The sequence below is a fragment of the Bacillus sp. FSL R9-9834 genome (assembly GCF_038006905.1).
In the GTDB taxonomy this organism is placed as follows: domain Bacteria; phylum Bacillota; class Bacilli; order Bacillales; family Bacillaceae_G; genus Bacillus_A; species Bacillus_A pacificus.
The window spans coordinates 3,479,823-3,496,642 of record NZ_JBBOWD010000001.1; the positions used below are offsets into that span (position 1 = coordinate 3,479,823).

18 protein-coding genes are annotated in these 16,820 nt (G+C 36.4%); 4 read left to right on the forward strand and 14 right to left on the reverse strand.

Annotation, left to right across the window (positions count from 1 at the left end):
• Nucleotides 1-43 precede the first annotated feature (43 nt).
• The 5 genes from tkt to MKY00_RS18020 all read right to left on the reverse strand — a co-directional run bounded on the left by tkt (nt 44) and on the right by MKY00_RS18020 (nt 5,737).
• A complete protein-coding gene (gene tkt / locus MKY00_RS18000; RefSeq protein ID WP_000019785.1) occupies nt 44-2,044 on the reverse strand; it encodes a transketolase in 2,001 nt (666 codons plus the stop codon).
• Nucleotides 2,045-2,347: 303 nt separating this feature from the next.
• Entirely contained in the window at nt 2,348-3,151 is an 804-nt protein-coding gene (gene phnE / locus MKY00_RS18005; protein ID WP_016718259.1) for a phosphonate ABC transporter, permease protein PhnE, read from the reverse strand.
• Nucleotides 3,151-3,945 carry a phosphonate ABC transporter, permease protein PhnE gene (gene phnE, locus MKY00_RS18010; protein WP_001000768.1) on the reverse strand — a complete coding sequence of 265 codons (795 nt, stop codon included), beginning with the start codon at nt 3,943-3,945 and terminating at the stop codon, nt 3,151-3,153. The genes phnE (MKY00_RS18005) and phnE (MKY00_RS18010) overlap by 1 nt, the downstream gene beginning before the upstream one ends.
• Entirely contained in the window at nt 3,942-4,715 is a 774-nt protein-coding gene (gene phnC, locus MKY00_RS18015; protein ID WP_016718260.1) for a phosphonate ABC transporter ATP-binding protein, read from the reverse strand. Before phnC ends, phnE (MKY00_RS18010) begins: the two co-directional genes overlap by 4 nt.
• A gap of 83 nt (nt 4,716-4,798) precedes the next feature.
• Entirely contained in the window at nt 4,799-5,737 is a 939-nt protein-coding gene (locus MKY00_RS18020; protein WP_000915052.1) for a phosphate/phosphite/phosphonate ABC transporter substrate-binding protein, read from the reverse strand.
• Between the two features lie 184 nt (nt 5,738-5,921).
• Here MKY00_RS18020 and MKY00_RS18025 point away from each other — a divergent pair, with 184 nt between their 5' ends.
• The gene (locus MKY00_RS18025) at nt 5,922-7,505 is read left to right on the forward strand and encodes a bifunctional metallophosphatase/5'-nucleotidase (protein WP_016718261.1); all 1,584 of its coding nucleotides are present in this window, start codon (nt 5,922-5,924) and stop codon (nt 7,503-7,505) included.
• A gap of 27 nt (nt 7,506-7,532) precedes the next feature.
• Here the strand turns inward: MKY00_RS18025 and MKY00_RS18030 are convergent, their stop codons facing one another.
• A complete protein-coding gene (locus MKY00_RS18030; RefSeq protein WP_000948565.1) occupies nt 7,533-7,772 on the reverse strand; it encodes a DUF896 domain-containing protein in 240 nt (79 codons plus the stop codon).
• Between the two features lie 45 nt (nt 7,773-7,817).
• Nucleotides 7,818-8,474 carry a YneB family resolvase-like protein gene (locus tag MKY00_RS18035; RefSeq protein WP_000991471.1) on the reverse strand — a complete coding sequence of 219 codons (657 nt, stop codon included), beginning with the start codon at nt 8,472-8,474 and terminating at the stop codon, nt 7,818-7,820.
• 141 nt (nt 8,475-8,615) lie between these two features.
• On the opposite strand from MKY00_RS18035, the gene lexA reads away from it, so the two are divergent.
• Complete coding sequence (gene lexA / locus MKY00_RS18040) at nt 8,616-9,236, forward strand: transcriptional repressor LexA (RefSeq protein WP_000413738.1); 621 nt, start codon at nt 8,616-8,618, stop codon at nt 9,234-9,236.
• A gap of 86 nt (nt 9,237-9,322) precedes the next feature.
• On the opposite strand, the gene MKY00_RS18045 is transcribed toward lexA, so the two are convergent.
• The 7 genes from MKY00_RS18045 to hflX all read right to left on the reverse strand — a co-directional run bounded on the left by MKY00_RS18045 (nt 9,323) and on the right by hflX (nt 15,852).
• Entirely contained in the window at nt 9,323-10,129 is an 807-nt protein-coding gene (locus MKY00_RS18045; RefSeq protein WP_016718262.1) for a DUF4097 family beta strand repeat-containing protein, read from the reverse strand.
• Nucleotides 10,130-10,672, reverse strand: a complete 543-nt coding sequence (locus tag MKY00_RS18050; protein ID WP_000032400.1) for a DUF1700 domain-containing protein — start codon at nt 10,670-10,672, stop codon at nt 10,130-10,132. It abuts the gene before it with no gap.
• On the reverse strand, nt 10,665-10,988 hold the full coding sequence (locus MKY00_RS18055) for a PadR family transcriptional regulator (RefSeq protein WP_001102620.1): 324 nt from the start codon (nt 10,986-10,988) through the stop codon (nt 10,665-10,667). The genes MKY00_RS18050 and MKY00_RS18055 overlap by 8 nt, the downstream gene beginning before the upstream one ends.
• Before the next feature lie 377 nt (nt 10,989-11,365).
• Entirely contained in the window at nt 11,366-12,700 is a 1,335-nt protein-coding gene (gene glnA / locus MKY00_RS18060; protein WP_016718263.1) for a type I glutamate--ammonia ligase, read from the reverse strand.
• A gap of 48 nt (nt 12,701-12,748) precedes the next feature.
• The gene (glnR, locus tag MKY00_RS18065; RefSeq protein ID WP_000656783.1) at nt 12,749-13,138 is read right to left on the reverse strand and encodes a transcriptional repressor GlnR; all 390 of its coding nucleotides are present in this window, start codon (nt 13,136-13,138) and stop codon (nt 12,749-12,751) included.
• 175 nt (nt 13,139-13,313) lie between these two features.
• Nucleotides 13,314-14,585, reverse strand: coding sequence for a methionine gamma-lyase family protein (locus MKY00_RS18070; protein ID WP_000460298.1), 1,272 nt, complete (start codon nt 14,583-14,585; stop codon nt 13,314-13,316).
• Nucleotides 14,578-15,852 (reverse strand): GTPase HflX, encoded by a 1,275-nt coding sequence (hflX, locus tag MKY00_RS18075; protein WP_016718264.1) that lies wholly within the window; start codon nt 15,850-15,852, stop codon nt 14,578-14,580. Before hflX ends, MKY00_RS18070 begins: the two co-directional genes overlap by 8 nt.
• A 92-nt stretch (nt 15,853-15,944) precedes the next feature.
• On the opposite strand from hflX, the gene MKY00_RS18080 reads away from it, so the two are divergent.
• Nucleotides 15,945-16,568, forward strand: a complete 624-nt coding sequence (locus tag MKY00_RS18080; RefSeq protein ID WP_000312265.1) for a trimeric intracellular cation channel family protein — start codon at nt 15,945-15,947, stop codon at nt 16,566-16,568.
• A gap of 99 nt (nt 16,569-16,667) precedes the next feature.
• Nucleotides 16,668-16,802, forward strand: coding sequence for a hypothetical protein (locus tag MKY00_RS18085; RefSeq protein ID WP_000181496.1), 135 nt, complete (start codon nt 16,668-16,670; stop codon nt 16,800-16,802).
• Nucleotides 16,803-16,820 lie beyond the last annotated feature (18 nt).

A 16,820-nucleotide genomic window follows, 5' to 3' on the forward strand; every position in this document is an offset into this window, starting at 1 on the left:
CATAGAAAAACCTCTCCATGCCGGAGAGATTTTTCTAAAATCATTAAAGCATTTCTTTTACTTTACGAACAACGTTCTCTACAGTAAATCCATACTCTTCCATAATCTTCTCACCAGGAGCAGAAGCACCGAATGTATCGATACCTAACACATCTCCTTCAAGACCTACGTAACGGTGCCATCCGAATGTAGCACCCATTTCGATTGCGAAACGTTTTGTTACTGCTTTTGGTAATACAGATTCTTTGTACTCAGCAGTTTGAGCTTCAAAGCGATCCATAGATGGCATGCTGACAACAGATGCGTCAACACCGTCTACTGCTAATGCTTTTTGAGCCTCAACAGCAAGACTTACTTCTGATCCAGTTGCAAGTAAGATTACATCAGCTGTTTCTTTCTTGCTTGCAGAAACTACATATGCACCTTTTGCTACTTTTTCATACGTATCGTCTTTTGCACCTTCTAATGTTGGAAGATCTTGACGAGTTAATACTAAAGCAGTTGGTTTGTTTGTAGATTCTAGAGCTAATCTCCAAGCCGCAACAGACTCGTTACCGTCAGCTGGACGAATAACAGATACATTTGGCATTGCACGTAGCGCCGCTAATTGCTCGATTGGTTCATGTGTTGGACCATCTTCACCAACAGCGATACTGTCGTGTGTGAATACATACGTTACTGGCAATTGCATTAATGCTGCAAGACGAATTGCTGGACGTAAGTAGTCAGAGAATACGAAGAACGTACCACCGTAAGTTTTTAAACCACCATGTAGTGCAATACCGTTCATTGCTGCACCCATTGCGAACTCACGTACACCGTACCAAATGTTCTTACCGCTGTAATCATCTCTTGTAAAGTCTTTTTCGTTATTCATGTATGTTTTGTTAGAACCAGCAAGGTCAGCTGATCCACCGAAGAATGATGGTACAGATTCTGCAATTGCATTAATTACAGCACCAGAAGAATTACGAGTTGCTGCTTTTGATCCTAATTCATAAGTTGGTAAGTTTTGCTCCCAACCTTCTGGAAGTTGACCGTTCATTGCTGCTTGGAATTCGTTTGCTAATTCTGGGTATGCTTGTGCATATTCACCTAGCATAGTGTTCCACTCTGCTTGCGCAGTTTCACCAACATCTTGTACTGTTTTACGGAAGTTGTCGTATACTTCTTCTGCTACGTGGAAGTCTTGCTCAGCAGTCCAAGCATATGCTTCTTTCGTTAATTTTGTTTCTTCTACACCTAGTGGAGAACCATGTGAAGCTGATTTTCCTGATTTGTTTGGAGAACCGAAACCAATTGTCGTTCTTACTTCAATTAGCGTTGGGCGTTTTTCGTCAGCTTTCGCTTCTTCGATTGCTTTTGCGATAGCTTCAATATCGTTTCCATCCTCAACACGGATTACTTGCCATCCGTATGCTTTGTAACGATCTTCTACACTTTCAGAGAATGAACGATTTAAATCGCCATCTAATGAAATATCGTTTGAATCGTAAAGCACAACAAGGCGACCTAATTGTAAATGAGCAGCTAATGAAGATGCTTCAGCAGAAACGCCTTCCATTAAATCTCCATCACCACAAATAGCGTATGTATAATGATCTACTACATTATACGCATCACGGTTATATTTAGCAGCTAAATGTCTTTCAGCCATTGCCATACCTACAGCAGTTGAAATACCTTGTCCAAGTGGACCAGTAGTTGCATCTACACCAGGTGTATGACCGTACTCAGGATGTCCTGGAGTTTTGCTTCCCCATTGACGGAAGTTCTTTAAGTCATCCATTGTTACATCATAACCAGATAGGTGAAGTAGGCTGTATAATAACATTGAACCATGACCTGCTGATAATACGAAACGATCACGGTTAAACCACGTTGGGTTATTTGGATTGTGTTTCATAAATTGAGTCCATAATGTATAAGCCATTGGTGCTGCACCCATTGGCATTCCTGGGTGACCAGAGTTTGCTTTTTCAATCGCATCGATGGATAATGTGCGAATCGTGTTGATAGAAAGTTGTTCGATTGAATGTGACATGCTATTCTTCCCTTCGCTTATATTAGTAAACGTTTTATACATTTATATGATAGCTTCCCACGCAAGATTATACAACATGTATCGACAAATATGTTGATGTTTTTTTGATTTTTTATAAAAAAATCAATGTTTCCGGGAATGTATGGGCATTCAATATGACATACTTTTTCATTATTTTTATTTTAAAAAGAAAGAGAATTATCTGTATATTTATACATATATACAAAACCCTTCTATACTAACTTTTTTAGCCCACCTTTAAAAATACAAAAAAGCATCTAAATTCGATGCTTTTCAAATCAGTTAAACAATCCGTTTCCGAATCGAACTTGAAATAAAATCAATGATAATAACCATTAAAATGATGCCTAATAAAATAATTCCTACACGAGACCAATTGCGTGAACTCAGCGCAAAAATTAGAGGTGTGCCAATTCCCCCTGCTCCAATAACACCTAAAATGGCAGCGGATCGCACATTAATTTCGAACCTGTATAACGTATAGGATAGAAAATCTGGTAATACTTGTGGCAATACTGCATACCAAAGTATTTGAAATCGATTCGCACCTGTTGCTATTAACGCTTCCTTCGGTCCTTTATCTATATTTTCAATTCCTTCTGAATATAATTTTCCTAACATTCCAATAGAGTGTAACCCTAAAGCTAGAACGCCGGCAAAAGAACCTGGTCCAACAGCTTTTATAAATAAAAGAGCCATAACTAATTCAGGAAATGTACGGACAAAACTAAGTACAAATTTCCCAGTTCCCGAAGTTAATTTTCCACTACTCATATTCGTCGCCGCCCAAAAAGCGAATGGAACAGATAAAAAGGCAGAAATAAATGTACCTAATATCGCAATTGCCAACGTATCAATTAAACCATGTAATAAATCTTCACCATCTGACAAAGATACATACGACCAATCTGGATTCAATACACCTGTCATAATTGCTTTTGTAATTTCTCCCGCCGTATCTTTGATTCCCTCTAGCGGTACTCCCGAAAAAGCCCATACATAAACAAATGTAAGTGCTATGAAAATAATCCAGCGATACATACTCGGTTTCTTCGGTTTTGGTACGATTAACGTCGTTTTACTCATTATAATTTCTCCCGCAACAATGTACTTACATAATCAATTAACAATACAACAACAAGGGTATAAATAATAATAGATGCAGTTTGTTCATATTGTAAAAATCCAAGTGTACGATCATAATATAATCCGATACCGCCAGCTCCTACTAAACCTAAAACAGCTGCTGCACGTACGTTTACCTCAAATGTATAAAGAACATAGGAGACAAAATGCGCTTTCACTTGCGGAATTACCCCATAAACAATCCATTGCACCTTATTTGCTCCTACTGCTGTCATTGCTTCTAATGGACCTGGATCAATCGATTCAATTGACTCATACAACAATTTCGCCACGAGCCCAATTGAGAAAAACGTAAGAGCTAAAATACCTGGAAGTGGTCCTATTCCAAAAATAGCTACGAAAATTGCCGCTAATAATAAATCTGGTACCGTTCGGATAAAATTTAAAATCAATCGAGCGGGACTGTACAAAAATGCACTCGTAAACACATTACTTGCCGCAAATAGTGCCAGTGGAATAGCTAATATCGCTCCTAAAGTCGTCCCGATAATCGCCATACGTATTGTATCTAACATTGCTGTTGTAATAACTTGAAAATAACTCCAATCTGGCGGCACCATCTCTTTTAACAAATCCATCATATTAGGAAAACCAACTACTAGTTTTGAAAATGATGCGTCGACCTGCATACTACTTCCCCACAACAGTAAAATGACTAGGATTAACGTTAACATATGTTTTAACTTACTCGGCGGCTTCGGTATCGATTTCGAATATATCGTCACGTCATTCATTTAACTGCCACCTCTAACAATTCGCTTTTCTGCGCTACGTCACCATAAATTTCAGCAAATTTTTCATCCGTTGCCTCTTCTACTAGGCCATCAAAAACAATTTCACCTGCATGTAATCCAATAATGCGTGTCGCATATTGCCTAGCTAAATCAATAGAATGTAAGTTTACAATTGTTGTAATTCCAAAATCTTCATTAATTTTTTTCAAATCATCTAATACTTGCTTTGTTGTTAGTGGATCTAACGACGCAACAGGTTCATCTGCTAATATGATTTTTGCTTCTTGCGCCAACGCTCTAGCAATGGACACACGTTGTTGTTGTCCTCCTGATAATTCATCAGCCCGCGCATATGCTTTTTCTAAAATATTTACCCTTTTTAACGATTGAAAGGCAAGGTCCAAATCTTCTTTCGGAAATAGGCCTAACGTTGTACGTAATGTCGAATGATACCCGACACGGCCAGCTAATACGTTCTTTAATACCGTTGATCGCTTTACAAGATTAAAACTTTGAAAAATCATACCAATATCCCGGCGCATGCGGCGTAATCCTTTTCCTTTTGCAGCAGTAATTGACTCACCTTCAATCATGATTTCGCCTTCTGTAATCTCATGAAGACGATTTACTGATCTTAAAAGTGTAGACTTTCCAGCTCCGGACAGCCCTACCATTACAACAAACTCCCCTTTTTGAATTTTCAAGTTTATATGATTCAATCCTTTTGTACCATTTGGATACACTTTGGAAACATTTCGAAACTCTATCACACATCTTACCTACCTTCTATGAATTCAAAACGGCAAACTAACTGAAAACATACCTTTCCAGTTAGCTTCCATTTCCATATGTATTATTGCGTTTTTACTTTCTTCCCATATTCACGAACGATATCAAATTTACTATCATCAGATTTAACATATCCTTCATGTGAATATACTTCTTTAATGATTTTGTGACCTTCCTCATTCTTTCCAATTTCAATGAAAGCATCCTGTAATTTCTTGCTCCACTCTTCATCTAAATCCGAACGTACCGAAATCGTATCGTTTGGAATTTTCTCCGTAAATTTCACTATTTTCGTTTGATCGAATATATTCGGATAATCTTTTTTTACAATATTACGAGCATCTTGGAATACAACAGCTGCGTCTACATCACCATTTAAAAGAGCAATAAGCGACTGATCGTGACCTTTTAATGTAACAGGTTTCACATCTTTTAACGGATCAACGCCCTCTTTTAATAGTACAGCCGCAGGCCACACATACCCCGCTGATGACGTTACATCTTGATAACCAATTTTTTTACCTTTTAAATCTTTTACACTATTAATATTTGAATCTTTCTTAACAACAAATTCAGACTTATAGAAGTCTACTAAATCCTTTGTAGGAGCTCCCGTTTCATCATCTACTCCAAAACGTTGTGCTTGTAAAATTACGTTTGCAGCCTTTTTCTCATGTGCTAGCACATACGCTGTTGGAGGTAAAAAACCTACATCTACTTGCTTAGATGCCATCGCTTCTACAATTGTATTGTAATTCGTCGAAATACTAACTTTTACTGGAATATTTAACTTATCACTTAATAGCTTCTCAAGTGGTTTTGCCTTCGCCTCTAACGTATCTGCATTTTGAGAAGGAACAAATTGAACATTTAAAGTCTTCGGTACATACCCTTTTTTCGTATCTTCATTTTTACTTGCGCTTGATTCCTTCGTTCCACAGCCACTTAATAAACCCGCTGCTAATACAACTGTTGTACTCATTGCAAAAACTTTTTTCAACATATTAATGCCTCCATTTTTGTTGTTATAAAATAACCTTCCGTAAACATGAAGAAATATATCACACAATTTCACGAATAATTGTTTATTTACAGAATCTTTACACATTCTATACACTCACATTAAAATTCTCTTCCTATATTTGATATGCTTAATTGGTAGATAACAATAGAAAAGGTGAATGATATTGAATCAAAATCAAATTGTAACTTTAAACATCTTATTAACAAGTGATATACATGGTACCGTTTATCCAATTCACTATCAAGATAACTCCAAAGCTGAAATTGGTTTAGCTAAAATTTCTACTCTTATAAAAAAAGAACGTTCCGAAAATAGAAACGTCCTATTAATTGATAATGGTGACTTCATACAAGGAACACCCTTTACTTATCATTACGCTACATATGAAAAAGATAAGAAAAACCCAATGTCATTAATAGCAAACTATTTACGTTATGACGCTGCAGTGATTGGGAATCATGAATTTAATTATGGACTGGACGTATTAAATCATGCTATTTCTACTGCCAACTTCCCGTATTTATCAGCAAATATTTTAGATAAAAACAGCAAAGAATCTTATTTCGGAAAACCATATATAATAAAACAGATTGAATCAAATATAAAAATTGCTATTTTAGGGATGACAACGCATTACATTCCAAATTGGGAACAACCCCATCACATTAAAGACTTACAATTTGAAGATGCGTTAGAAACAACAAAAAATTGGGTTTCTTACATTCGCGAACACGAGAAACCAGATTTACTGGTCGTAGCGTATCATGGGGGATTTGAACGCGATTTACAAACTGGAGAACCGACTGAAGTTTTAACAGGTGAAAACCAAGGGTATGCAATGTGTCATGAAATTGAAGGCATAGATATTTTATTAACAGGCCATCAGCACCGAAAAATTGCTCAAACAGTGGGTAATGATGTAACAATTTTACAGACTGGATGTAATGGACATTCAGTTGGAAAAGTAACTATAACATTTGAAAAAATGAAACAAGAGTGGGTAAAAAAAGAGAGTTATTCAGAACTATTGGCTGTGCAAGAAATCGAGGCAGATCCAAATGTTCTTTACTTGGTAGCCGATTATGAAGAGAAAACACAAAAATGGCTTGATCAACCTATTGGAATCATCCACGGTGACATGCAAATTTCAGATGCTATGCAAACTCGTTTGAAAGACCATCCTTTTATTGAATTCATAAATAAAATACAGATGGATATTGCTAATGTTTCCATTTCTTGTACAAGCCTATTCCATAATACATCTCCAGGTTTCCCGGAACATGTAACAATGCGTGACATCGTTTCTAATTATATTTATCCAAATACATTAAAAGTAATTAGAATAATTGGCTCAGATATAAAAGATGCTCTCGAACTCTCTGCTTCTTATTTCACATTAAAAGAAGATGGATCTATCATCGTAAACCCTACCTTTATAGAACCAAAGCCGCAACACTATAATTACGATATGTGGGAAGGAATTTCGTACGTATTAAACATTTCAAAACCAATTGGCGCAAGAGTAGAATCTTTACAACATAAAGGCACTCCTCTTAATATGAACGAAGAATATGACGTCGTTATGAATAATTATCGCGCAAGCGGCGGAGGGAACTTCTTTATGTTTCAAAATAAGCCCGTAATAAAAGACATCCCAACAAATATGTCTGAACTTATCGCTAACTATATATTGAAACATAAAAAGATAGAAGCAACCGTTAATAACAACTGGGAAGTTATTAAATAAATAAAAAAGATGGGCTTCGCCCATCTTTTAGTTTAATTTTGCATTATCTTGCTTTTTTAAAGCTTTTAATTTCGCCGGTGTAACATCAGTACCTTGTTCGTTAACAACTTTAATTCCTTTTAGTTCGTTTAACATATTTTGACGAAATCCTTTTAAATATTGTTCACGTAGCGATTGACGCTCACGTTGTTCTTCTTCAGTTAAACCTTCAGCTTTTGCTTTTTTCGCTAAGAAGTTAATGCGTTCAACGAGTTCGTGACTAAGCATCTCGAATCCCCCTTCTACTCAAAACTGATTATTATCATACAATAGTTACTCTTCTTTATCAAGCAATTGCTTTGTATACTCTACATATCTACGATGTACCGTCGCTTTTGAAACATTATGACCAAAGCCACGTAGTGTTGCTGCAATTTCTTCGAAAGTAAGTTCACTCTTACGCAAACGTACAATTTCCTCAATTGGCACTTCTTTCTTCTCTCGTCCTACACTTAAATGACGATTCTTTAAATTATTTTCTGGACGATAGCCTTTTTCTACTGCTCGTTGCATACCACGTTTAATTTTTAAATTATGAATCTTTCTTTGATACTCTTCAACAATACCAATAATATCTAATACCATTGAATCAGAATCCGACAATTGCAATTCACCATTATGTGTATGCGTATATACTTTTATTCCTTCTTTATGTAAACAGTGCATTAACGCAATCTTTGCATTCCCCCTACCAAGGCGCGTTTCATCTTGTATAAGTAGCACATCAATTTGTTCGTCTCGAATTGTATCTAGCACTTCTAATATGCCGTCACGTTCAATTGTATAGCCACTAGCCTGTTCCTCAATCACCTTAGTAACATTCATTTGATAGCGCTCCGCTAAATGCAATAATTCATCTTTTTGACGTAATAATGATGTTTCTTGTGCTTCTTTTGTTGTACTCACACGCGCATAAATAATTGCATTCATTATGAACCCCTCTTTCTCACTATAATTTCCCTTTAGTGTAACATAAATTCGCCTTTTGTTCGAACTTATGTTTGTAGAATGTTTTTTCACATGTTATACTTATTAATAAGAAAAATGAAAGAAAACGAGGTGTTAGAAAACATGGAAAAGTTAACGAAACGCCAGCAAGACATTCTCGACTTTATTAAGCTAAAAGTACAAGAAAAAGGATATCCACCTTCCGTACGTGAAATTGGTCAAGCAGTCGGCCTCGCTTCTAGTTCTACAGTGCACGGACATTTATCAAGATTAGAAGAAAAAGGATACATTCGACGCGATCCAACAAAACCACGCGCAATTGAAATTTTAGGTGAAGACCGAATGGATACAGAAACACAATCTGTTATTCAAGTTCCAATTGTCGGGAAAGTTACTGCTGGATTACCAATTACAGCAGTCGAAAGCGTTGAGGAACACTTCCCTCTTCCAGCTAGCATTGTCGCAGGAGCAGATCAAGTGTTTATGTTACGTATTTCTGGAGATAGTATGATTGAAGCTGGTATTTTCGATGGAGATTTAGTTGTTGTTCGCCAACAACAGTCTGCATATAATGGTGAAATTGTAGTCGCTTTAACAGAAGATAATGAAGCAACTGTTAAACGTTTCTATAAAGAAAAAGACCATTTCCGTCTACAACCGGAAAACTCTTCATTAGAACCTATCATTTTAAAGCAAGTGTCCGTTATCGGTAAAGTAATTGGCGTATATCGTGATTTACATTAAGAATATAAAAGAAGATAATTACCTTATTTATATACGGTAATTATCTTCTTTTTTGTATTTTGATAGATTTTCATACATTCTATTTCTTATGAACGCGTTTCAATCGTCACATCGCCCGCAGCTGTTTTACCGCTAATCTTTTTACTCCCATTACCAATCGTTACGTCTTTATTTTCTTCATTAAAAATTGTTACATCCCCGGCAGCACTTTGCCCAGTAATTACCGCATCTTTTGGTTTTTCCGATAAAGTAATATTTATATCTCCTGCAGTTGAACTTGCTTCTAGATTGTACTTAGAATCATGCTCTAGAATATTTATTTCCCCACTGGTCGTTTTTGCAGTCACTTTCCCTATTACTTTTTTAAAGTTTACTTCACCAGCTTTTGTAGATCCCTCCACATTCTTAGCCGTTACATGTTTCAAATCCACTTCTCCAGTAAGTGTTCTAGCACTTACACGGTCACTTTTCACATCACTTATTTCAATTTGTCCAGCAGATGAATTTACTTTTACATCTTGGTAAGAGCGTTCAGGCACAAGGAGAGTCAATGTAGACGTTTGAAACCTAAAATCGTAAAAAGAAAAATCAAATGAAGCATCTTTTTCTCTTTCCCCAATGATTTTTAATGTGTCACCATCTTCAGTAATACGAATCTCTTGTTTACGCGCATCTCCTGATTGCTTTACATAAAAAGAAGCGTCAGGAGATTTTCGGACAACAATATCCCCGACATCTAACTTAACTTCTATATTTTTTAGTGTTTCGTTTTTAATTTTATCTTCTTTGTTTCCTTCTTCTGCAGCTTGCACTGCTTTTTCATATGTTTGTGAAATCCCAATTACTCCAATAATGATACAAGCGATTGCTACTAACAAGATTTTTTTCATCATCTACTCCCCTTTTATCATTTTGAAGTTCCATATTACATAACGTACGCAAAGCTTTTTAAACCACTTCGTACTATAATAAGCGATTATACATAACAACAAACCTACTCCAACAAAAGTTATACTAACGAATAAATCTAACCATATAAAAGTACCCATAAATACTTTTCCAATTACGAAAAATGGCGTCACTACACTAGCAATCCCACCGACCCAAAAAGAAAATATAAAAGCAATAATTGCAACTAACGGGCCTAACACAATAACGAAATTAAACAAACTAAGTCCAATCGCCGCCATGACAGCTCTTGTCACATTTGAAGTTGATGGATCTTTTTTCATTTCATCGAAACGATACATCGCAAGCAATTCTTTTGCAATTACTTTCGGAGAGCCAAGCCCCTTTATTATTTCCGATTCAGTTTTTCCCTCTTCTATCCCAAACTGAAAATGCTCTTCATAATCAAATAAAATATCTTTTCTCTCTTCGTCCGGTAACTTTCTAAGGTGACTTGATAATTCCTTAAGAAACTGTTCTTTACTCATCCCATTCCACCCCTTCAATAATTTCTTGTACACCTTTCGCAAAATCACGCCACTCTGTTACTAACAAATTCAGTTGCGTTTCCCCTTGCTCAGTTAGTTGATAATATTTGCGAGGTGGTCCTTCCGTAGATTCTTTTAAATACGTTTGAAAATATCCTTCCTTCGTTAAACGGCGTAATAAAGGATATACTGACCCTTCCGATATTAAAAATTTATTTGAGATTTGCTGAACAAGTTCATAACCGTAACAATCCTTACGTTTCACAAGTGCCAGTACACACAGTTCTAACACACCTTTTTTAAACTGAACGTTCAAGTGCAATCCCCCTTTCTCATTTCAGTACTGTTCAATACACGGTACCTTCCTTATCCATAATATACCACTTAGTACTATTTATTGCAAGGTACTATATTTTTAAACACCCGAACTTTAGTATTAAACATATTCAATACCGAACACAACATATCATACAATTTTTTAAACCCATAGATATTACGCATGTTACTTTTACTTATCCACCCTTTTGGAACACAAAGTAATTCGAATTTCACCACGTTACATTAAAGATATGGAATAGAAATTCAAATACCGTCATATTTTTTCAGGCATCTATTCAATTCATTTCAACTAACACCTATATTATCGACAAATAAAAAAGCCCTGATACCGTAGTATCAGAGCTTCCTCACCTCTTAGTATAGAGACATATATTGATCGCGTTCCCATTGGTGAACTTGCGTACGGAATATATCCCACTCAATTTCTTTCGCTTCGATGAAGTGCTCAAGTAAGTGATCTCCTAATGCCTTACTAATTACTTCGTTAGATTGTAATGTAACTAGAGCTTGTGCTAATGTTGCTGGTAAATCAACGATACCTGCTTCTTCGCGCTCTTCTTTTGTCATTACGTAGATGTTACGATCTACTGCAGCTGGTGGAGTTAATTTGTTTTTAATTCCATCAAGACCTGCTGCTAATAATGTTGCCATTACTAAATATGGGTTTGCAGCTGGGTCAACACTACGTACTTCTACGCGTGTGCTAATACCACGAGATGCAGGGATACGTACTAATGGACTACGGTTTTGTGCAGACCATGCTACGTAACAAGGAGCTTCGTATCCAGGTACTAAACGCTTGTAAGAGTTTACAGTTGGGTTTGCTACCGCTGTAAATGCTGGTGCGTGTTTTAAAATACCTGCGATGAAGTGACGAGCGTCATCACTTAATTGTAAGTCACCGTTTTGATCATAGAATACGTTCTCACCATTTTTGAATAGTGATAAGTTACAGTGCATACCTGAACCGTTCACACCGTATAATGGTTTTGGCATAAATGTTGCGTGTAAACCGTGTTTACGAGCAATTGTTTTTACAACAAGTTTGAATGTTTGAATGTCATCACATGAACGAATTGCATTTGCATATTTGAAGTCAATTTCGTGTTGCCCTGGAGCAACCTCATGGTGAGACGCTTCAATTTCAAAGCCCATTTCTTCAAGTTCAAGAACGATATCACGACGACAGTTTTCCCCTAGATCCATCGGCGCAAGGTCGAAGTATCCACCGTTATCGTTTAATTCTAATGTCGGATTTCCTTTTTCATCTACTTTGAATAGGAAGAATTCTGGCTCTGGTCCAAGATTGAAATCTGAGAATCCTAAAGCTTCCATTTCTTTTAATACACGCTTTAAATTGTTACGTGGATCCCCTTCAAATGGAGTGCCATCTGCATTGTAAATATCACAGATTAATCGAGCTACTTTACCTTTTTCAGCTGTCCAAGGGAAAATCACCCAAGTATCTAAGTCTGGATATAAGTACATATCAGATTCTTCAATACGTACGAAACCTTCAATAGAAGATCCATCAAACATCATTTTGTTATCAAGAGCTTTTGTTAATTGGCTCACTGGAATTTCTACGTTTTTAATTACTCCTAAAAGGTCCGTAAATTGTAAACGGATATACTTTACATTCTCTTCTTTCGCCAAACGGAAAATATCTTCTTTTGTGTACCTAGCCATTATAAATTCCTCCTTAGTCCCTCTAAACACCTTCAGAATCAGTTCTCTTTAGTGAAAAAATCTTGAAATATCACCTTGTCGCAATGAAGTTCGATTAAATCTACCTGTATGTTGTAGTTCATCTCGAAGTATTTTGCGAAGCTCAGTTTTTGAAATTTCTTTCGTTTCTTCTTTTACTTTCACTGCTTCTGTTTGATTTTCTTTCATTAGTAACACTTGTTTAATACCAGCCATATTCAAGCCTTGATCTAATAAATCTTTAATCTCTAACAACTTATCTACATCGTTAAATGAGAATAATCTACGATTCCCCTTTGTACGGGTTGGAGAAACAAGATTATGCTCTTCATAGTAGCGAATTTGACGTGCAGATAATTGTGTTAAATCCATAACAATACCAATAGGAAACAGCGGGGCAGAACGTCTATCTTCTTTCATCGTTTCAGTTCCTCCTTCGCCTTAACTGCTTCTCATTTTATACCATGTTATGTTTAGTGTCAATAGATGTTAGCTTTTCTTACATGATTTTTTTAAAATTTTTTTCATTCTTTTTTCTAATGAAATAAATCATTACTTTCACGCAAAAAAAGCTGTCGAAATCGACAGCTTCCCTTTAAGAAATTGTTAATAATTCTTTTTCAATTAATGCATCAATTGCAGAACAAATCGCAATCTTCACATGCGAATAAGTTAGCCCACCTTGTACGTAAGCAACATAAGGCGGACGAATTGGACCATCAGCTGACAATTCAATACTTGCACCTTGAATAAACGTTCCCGCAGCCATAATTACATCATCTTCATACCCCGGCATATAATTGGCATATGGAGTGAAGTGAGAGTTAATCGGAGATGCATATTGAATTGCTTGGCAGAATGCAATCATGCGATCTTTGTCATCAAATTGAACAGATTGAATTAAATCCGTTCTTGGTGCATTCCACGCTGGTGATGTATTCATTCCTAACTTTTCTAAAAATGCAGCTGTAAAAATCGCACCTTTTAGCGCTTGTCCTGCTACATGCGGCGCTAAGAAGAAACCTTGATACATTTCTTGCAGACTGTATAAAGATGCCCCTGCTTCCGCACCGATTCCTGGAGATGTTAAACGATATGCACACGCTTCAACATACTGTTCTTTACCAACAATGTAACCACCAGTTTTAACAATTCCCCCACCCGGGTTTTTAATAAGCGAACCTGCCATTAAATCTGCACCAACATGACATGGCTCTTGCTCTTCAATAAACTCGCCATAACAGTTATCTACAAACACGACAACATCCGGTTTAATTTCCTTAACAAACGCTATCATCTCTTTAATTTGAGAAATAGTAAACGACGGACGAGTAGCATAACCTTTTGAACGTTGAATTCCAATCATCTTCGTATTACTATGAATGGCAGCTGCAACAGCTCTAAAATCAACTAGCCCCTCTTCAGTAAGCGGAACTGCATTATAACCAATATTATATTCTTTGAATGATCCTACACCTTTTCCACGTACACCAACAATTTCTTCTAACGTATCATACGGCTTACCCGTGATGTACAATAACTCATCTCCTGGACGTAAAATACCGAATAGCGCTGTTGAAATTGCGTGAGTACCTGAAATGATTTGCGGACGAACAAGACCAGCTTCCGCTCCAAATACATCTGCATACACTTTTTCTAACGTATCACGACCAATATCATCATAACCATAACCTGTCGTCGGAATAAAATGTGAATCACTAATTTTATGTTTACGGAAACTTTCTAACACACGAAACTGATTACTTTCAATTACTTCATCCGCACGTTTATGTACTTCTGTAATTTGACTCTCTACTTCTTTTACGATTGGAGCAATTTTTTCTCCATTTTTCAAACGATCAAACATTTTTATTTTCTCCTTCTTCCACTAAAAATCTCTTTAATTGTACATTAAGCGATGAATGAGCAAAAATATACCCCGCGCAATCATATACAAATTTCTCTTCCAAAAACTCCATTTTCGTTAATAGCGTCTCTGTCTTTAATAGAGTTAATAACTTACCTTCACTCGGAGGAATTTTCACTTGATAACAATTCATTTCTTCCTTCATTTTCGTTTCTATCGCTTCTTTTATATGTAATAGATCATTTTCTTCAAAAGCACTAGTCATTAAGAAGTCACTTTTCGGAAACGGAATAAAGTTTTGATGTAATTCATCTTTTTTATTATATAACGTAATAATAGGAATATGATTGATTTCGAGTTCTGACAATAATTGTTTTACTGTTTTCTCATGCCCTACATAATTCGGATCTGCAGAATCCACAACATGTAAAATAACATCCGCTTCACCAGCTTCTTCTAATGTCGAGCGGAATGCAGCAATTAATGATGTAGGTAAATCTTGTATAAAACCAACCGTATCAGTTAGTAATACTGTATAACCAGAAGGTAACGGCATCTTCCTTGTTGTCGGGTCTAGCGTTGCAAACAACAAGTTCTCTTCAAATGTATCAGCTTCCGTTAATCTATTAAACAACGTAGATTTCCCCGCATTTGTATATCCTATTAACGAAACTTGAAATACTTTATTATCTTTTCTTCTCTCACGATATCTTTTTCGATGTTCCACAACAACTGCAAGTTGTTTCTTTATTTCATCAATCCGTGATCGAATATGACGACGATCCGTCTCAAGTTTCGTTTCACCTGGCCCTCTCGTTCCAATACCACCACCAAGACGTGATAAAGACAACCCTTGCCCCATAAGACGCGGCATTGTATATTGCAACTGAGCTAATTCTACTTGAAGCTTCCCTTCTCTCGACTTCGCACGTTGCGCAAAAATATCTAATATAAGTTGCGTTCGATCAATTACCCTCGCATCTAATACTGAGGATAAATTCCGAATTTGACTCGGTGTTAATTCGTTATTAAATACGATAACATCCGGTTCTAATTCTTCAGTTAACATTGTAAGCTCTTCTAATTTACCTTTACCTATATAAGTCGCTGGATGAAACTTCGGTCGTTTTTGCGTTGTAGACACTAACAATTCTGCTCGTGCAGTTTTCGCTAATGATGCAAGTTCTTTCATGGAATGCATAAATTTTTCATCATCATCTTGCGGCAATTGACAGCCCACTAATATGACTTTCTCTTTTTCTTCCATCAAATATGTTCACTCATCCTTTTCGAAATTTAAACCTTCTAATATAATAGCAGAGGAAGCACATTTCATCTAGTTAGCGGGGGAGAAAATTCATGGCATGGGAGATTTTTAGCATCATAGGCACAATTGCTTTCGCATTAAGCGGGGCTATTGTTGCAATGGAAGAGGATTATGATATTTTCGGGGTGTATATTTTAGGAATGGCAACCGCATTTGGGGGAGGTGCCCTTCGTAATTTATTAATCGGTTATCCGATTGTCGCGTTTTGGCAACAAGACATGTTATTCCAAATCGCACTTTTATCAATGACGATTATTTTTCTTTTTCCAAATAAATTAATTAGACACTGGAAAAAGTGGGAAAACATCACTGATGCTATCGGCTTATCAGCATTTGCCGTACAAGGGGCATTATACGCTCAAAAATTAAATTTACCAATTAGTGCTACAATCGTAGCAGCCGTTTTAACTGGCATTGGAGGCGGTATTATCCGCGATCTTTTAGCCCGTAGAAAACCTCTCGTTCTTCGAGCTGATGTATATGCTTTTTGGACGATTCTGGCAGGTTTCTTAATTGGCGCTCAAATTATTGTTAGCGATTGGGCTCTATACACCTTATTCATTTTAATTGTTTGCTTCCGCATGGTTTCTATTCATTACAAATGGCATTTACCGCATAGACGCATCGACACAAACGAACGTTCAATGCATAAATAGCAATCCAACCTCTTTACAAATCGTAAAGGGGTTTTTCTTTTCTAATGAGTTTTTCTTTACAGAATGTTTATACTAATCCTCAAAGCGAGGTGAATACAAATGACAAACCATGTGAATAAAGGGGCTCAAAAAAGCTCAGTAGGTCAAATTGGACACGACCCTAATTCCGCACACGAAAAAAGTGCTAAAATGGAACGATTCCATAAATCTTATCAAGAAAAAGCAAAAAAATAATAGAAGCACTTATACAGA

Coding starts and splice junctions, on each gene's coding strand:
- tkt (WP_000019785.1), bottom strand. CDS start 2,044: ATGTCACATTCAATCGAACAACTTTCTATCAACACGATTCGCACATTA.
- phnE (WP_016718259.1), bottom strand. CDS start 3,151: ATGAGTAAAACGACGTTAATCGTACCAAAACCGAAGAAACCGAGTATG.
- phnE (WP_001000768.1), bottom strand. CDS start 3,945: ATGAATGACGTGACGATATATTCGAAATCGATACCGAAGCCGCCGAGT.
- MKY00_RS18020 (WP_000915052.1), bottom strand. CDS start 5,737: ATGTTGAAAAAAGTTTTTGCAATGAGTACAACAGTTGTATTAGCAGCG.
- MKY00_RS18030 (WP_000948565.1), bottom strand. CDS start 7,772: ATGCTTAGTCACGAACTCGTTGAACGCATTAACTTCTTAGCGAAAAAA.
- MKY00_RS18035 (WP_000991471.1), bottom strand. CDS start 8,474: ATGAATGCAATTATTTATGCGCGTGTGAGTACAACAAAAGAAGCACAA.
- lexA (WP_000413738.1), top strand. CDS start 8,616: ATGGAAAAGTTAACGAAACGCCAGCAAGACATTCTCGACTTTATTAAG.
- MKY00_RS18045 (WP_016718262.1), bottom strand. CDS start 10,129: ATGATGAAAAAAATCTTGTTAGTAGCAATCGCTTGTATCATTATTGGA.
- MKY00_RS18050 (WP_000032400.1), bottom strand. CDS start 10,672: ATGAGTAAAGAACAGTTTCTTAAGGAATTATCAAGTCACCTTAGAAAG.
- glnA (WP_016718263.1), bottom strand. CDS start 12,700: ATGGCTAGGTACACAAAAGAAGATATTTTCCGTTTGGCGAAAGAAGAG.
- glnR (WP_000656783.1), bottom strand. CDS start 13,138: ATGAAAGAAGATAGACGTTCTGCCCCGCTGTTTCCTATTGGTATTGTT.
- MKY00_RS18070 (WP_000460298.1), bottom strand. CDS start 14,585: ATGTTTGATCGTTTGAAAAATGGAGAAAAAATTGCTCCAATCGTAAAA.
- hflX (WP_016718264.1), bottom strand. CDS start 15,852: ATGGAAGAAAAAGAGAAAGTCATATTAGTGGGCTGTCAATTGCCGCAA.
- MKY00_RS18080 (WP_000312265.1), top strand. CDS start 15,945: ATGGCATGGGAGATTTTTAGCATCATAGGCACAATTGCTTTCGCATTA.
- MKY00_RS18085 (WP_000181496.1), top strand. CDS start 16,668: ATGACAAACCATGTGAATAAAGGGGCTCAAAAAAGCTCAGTAGGTCAA.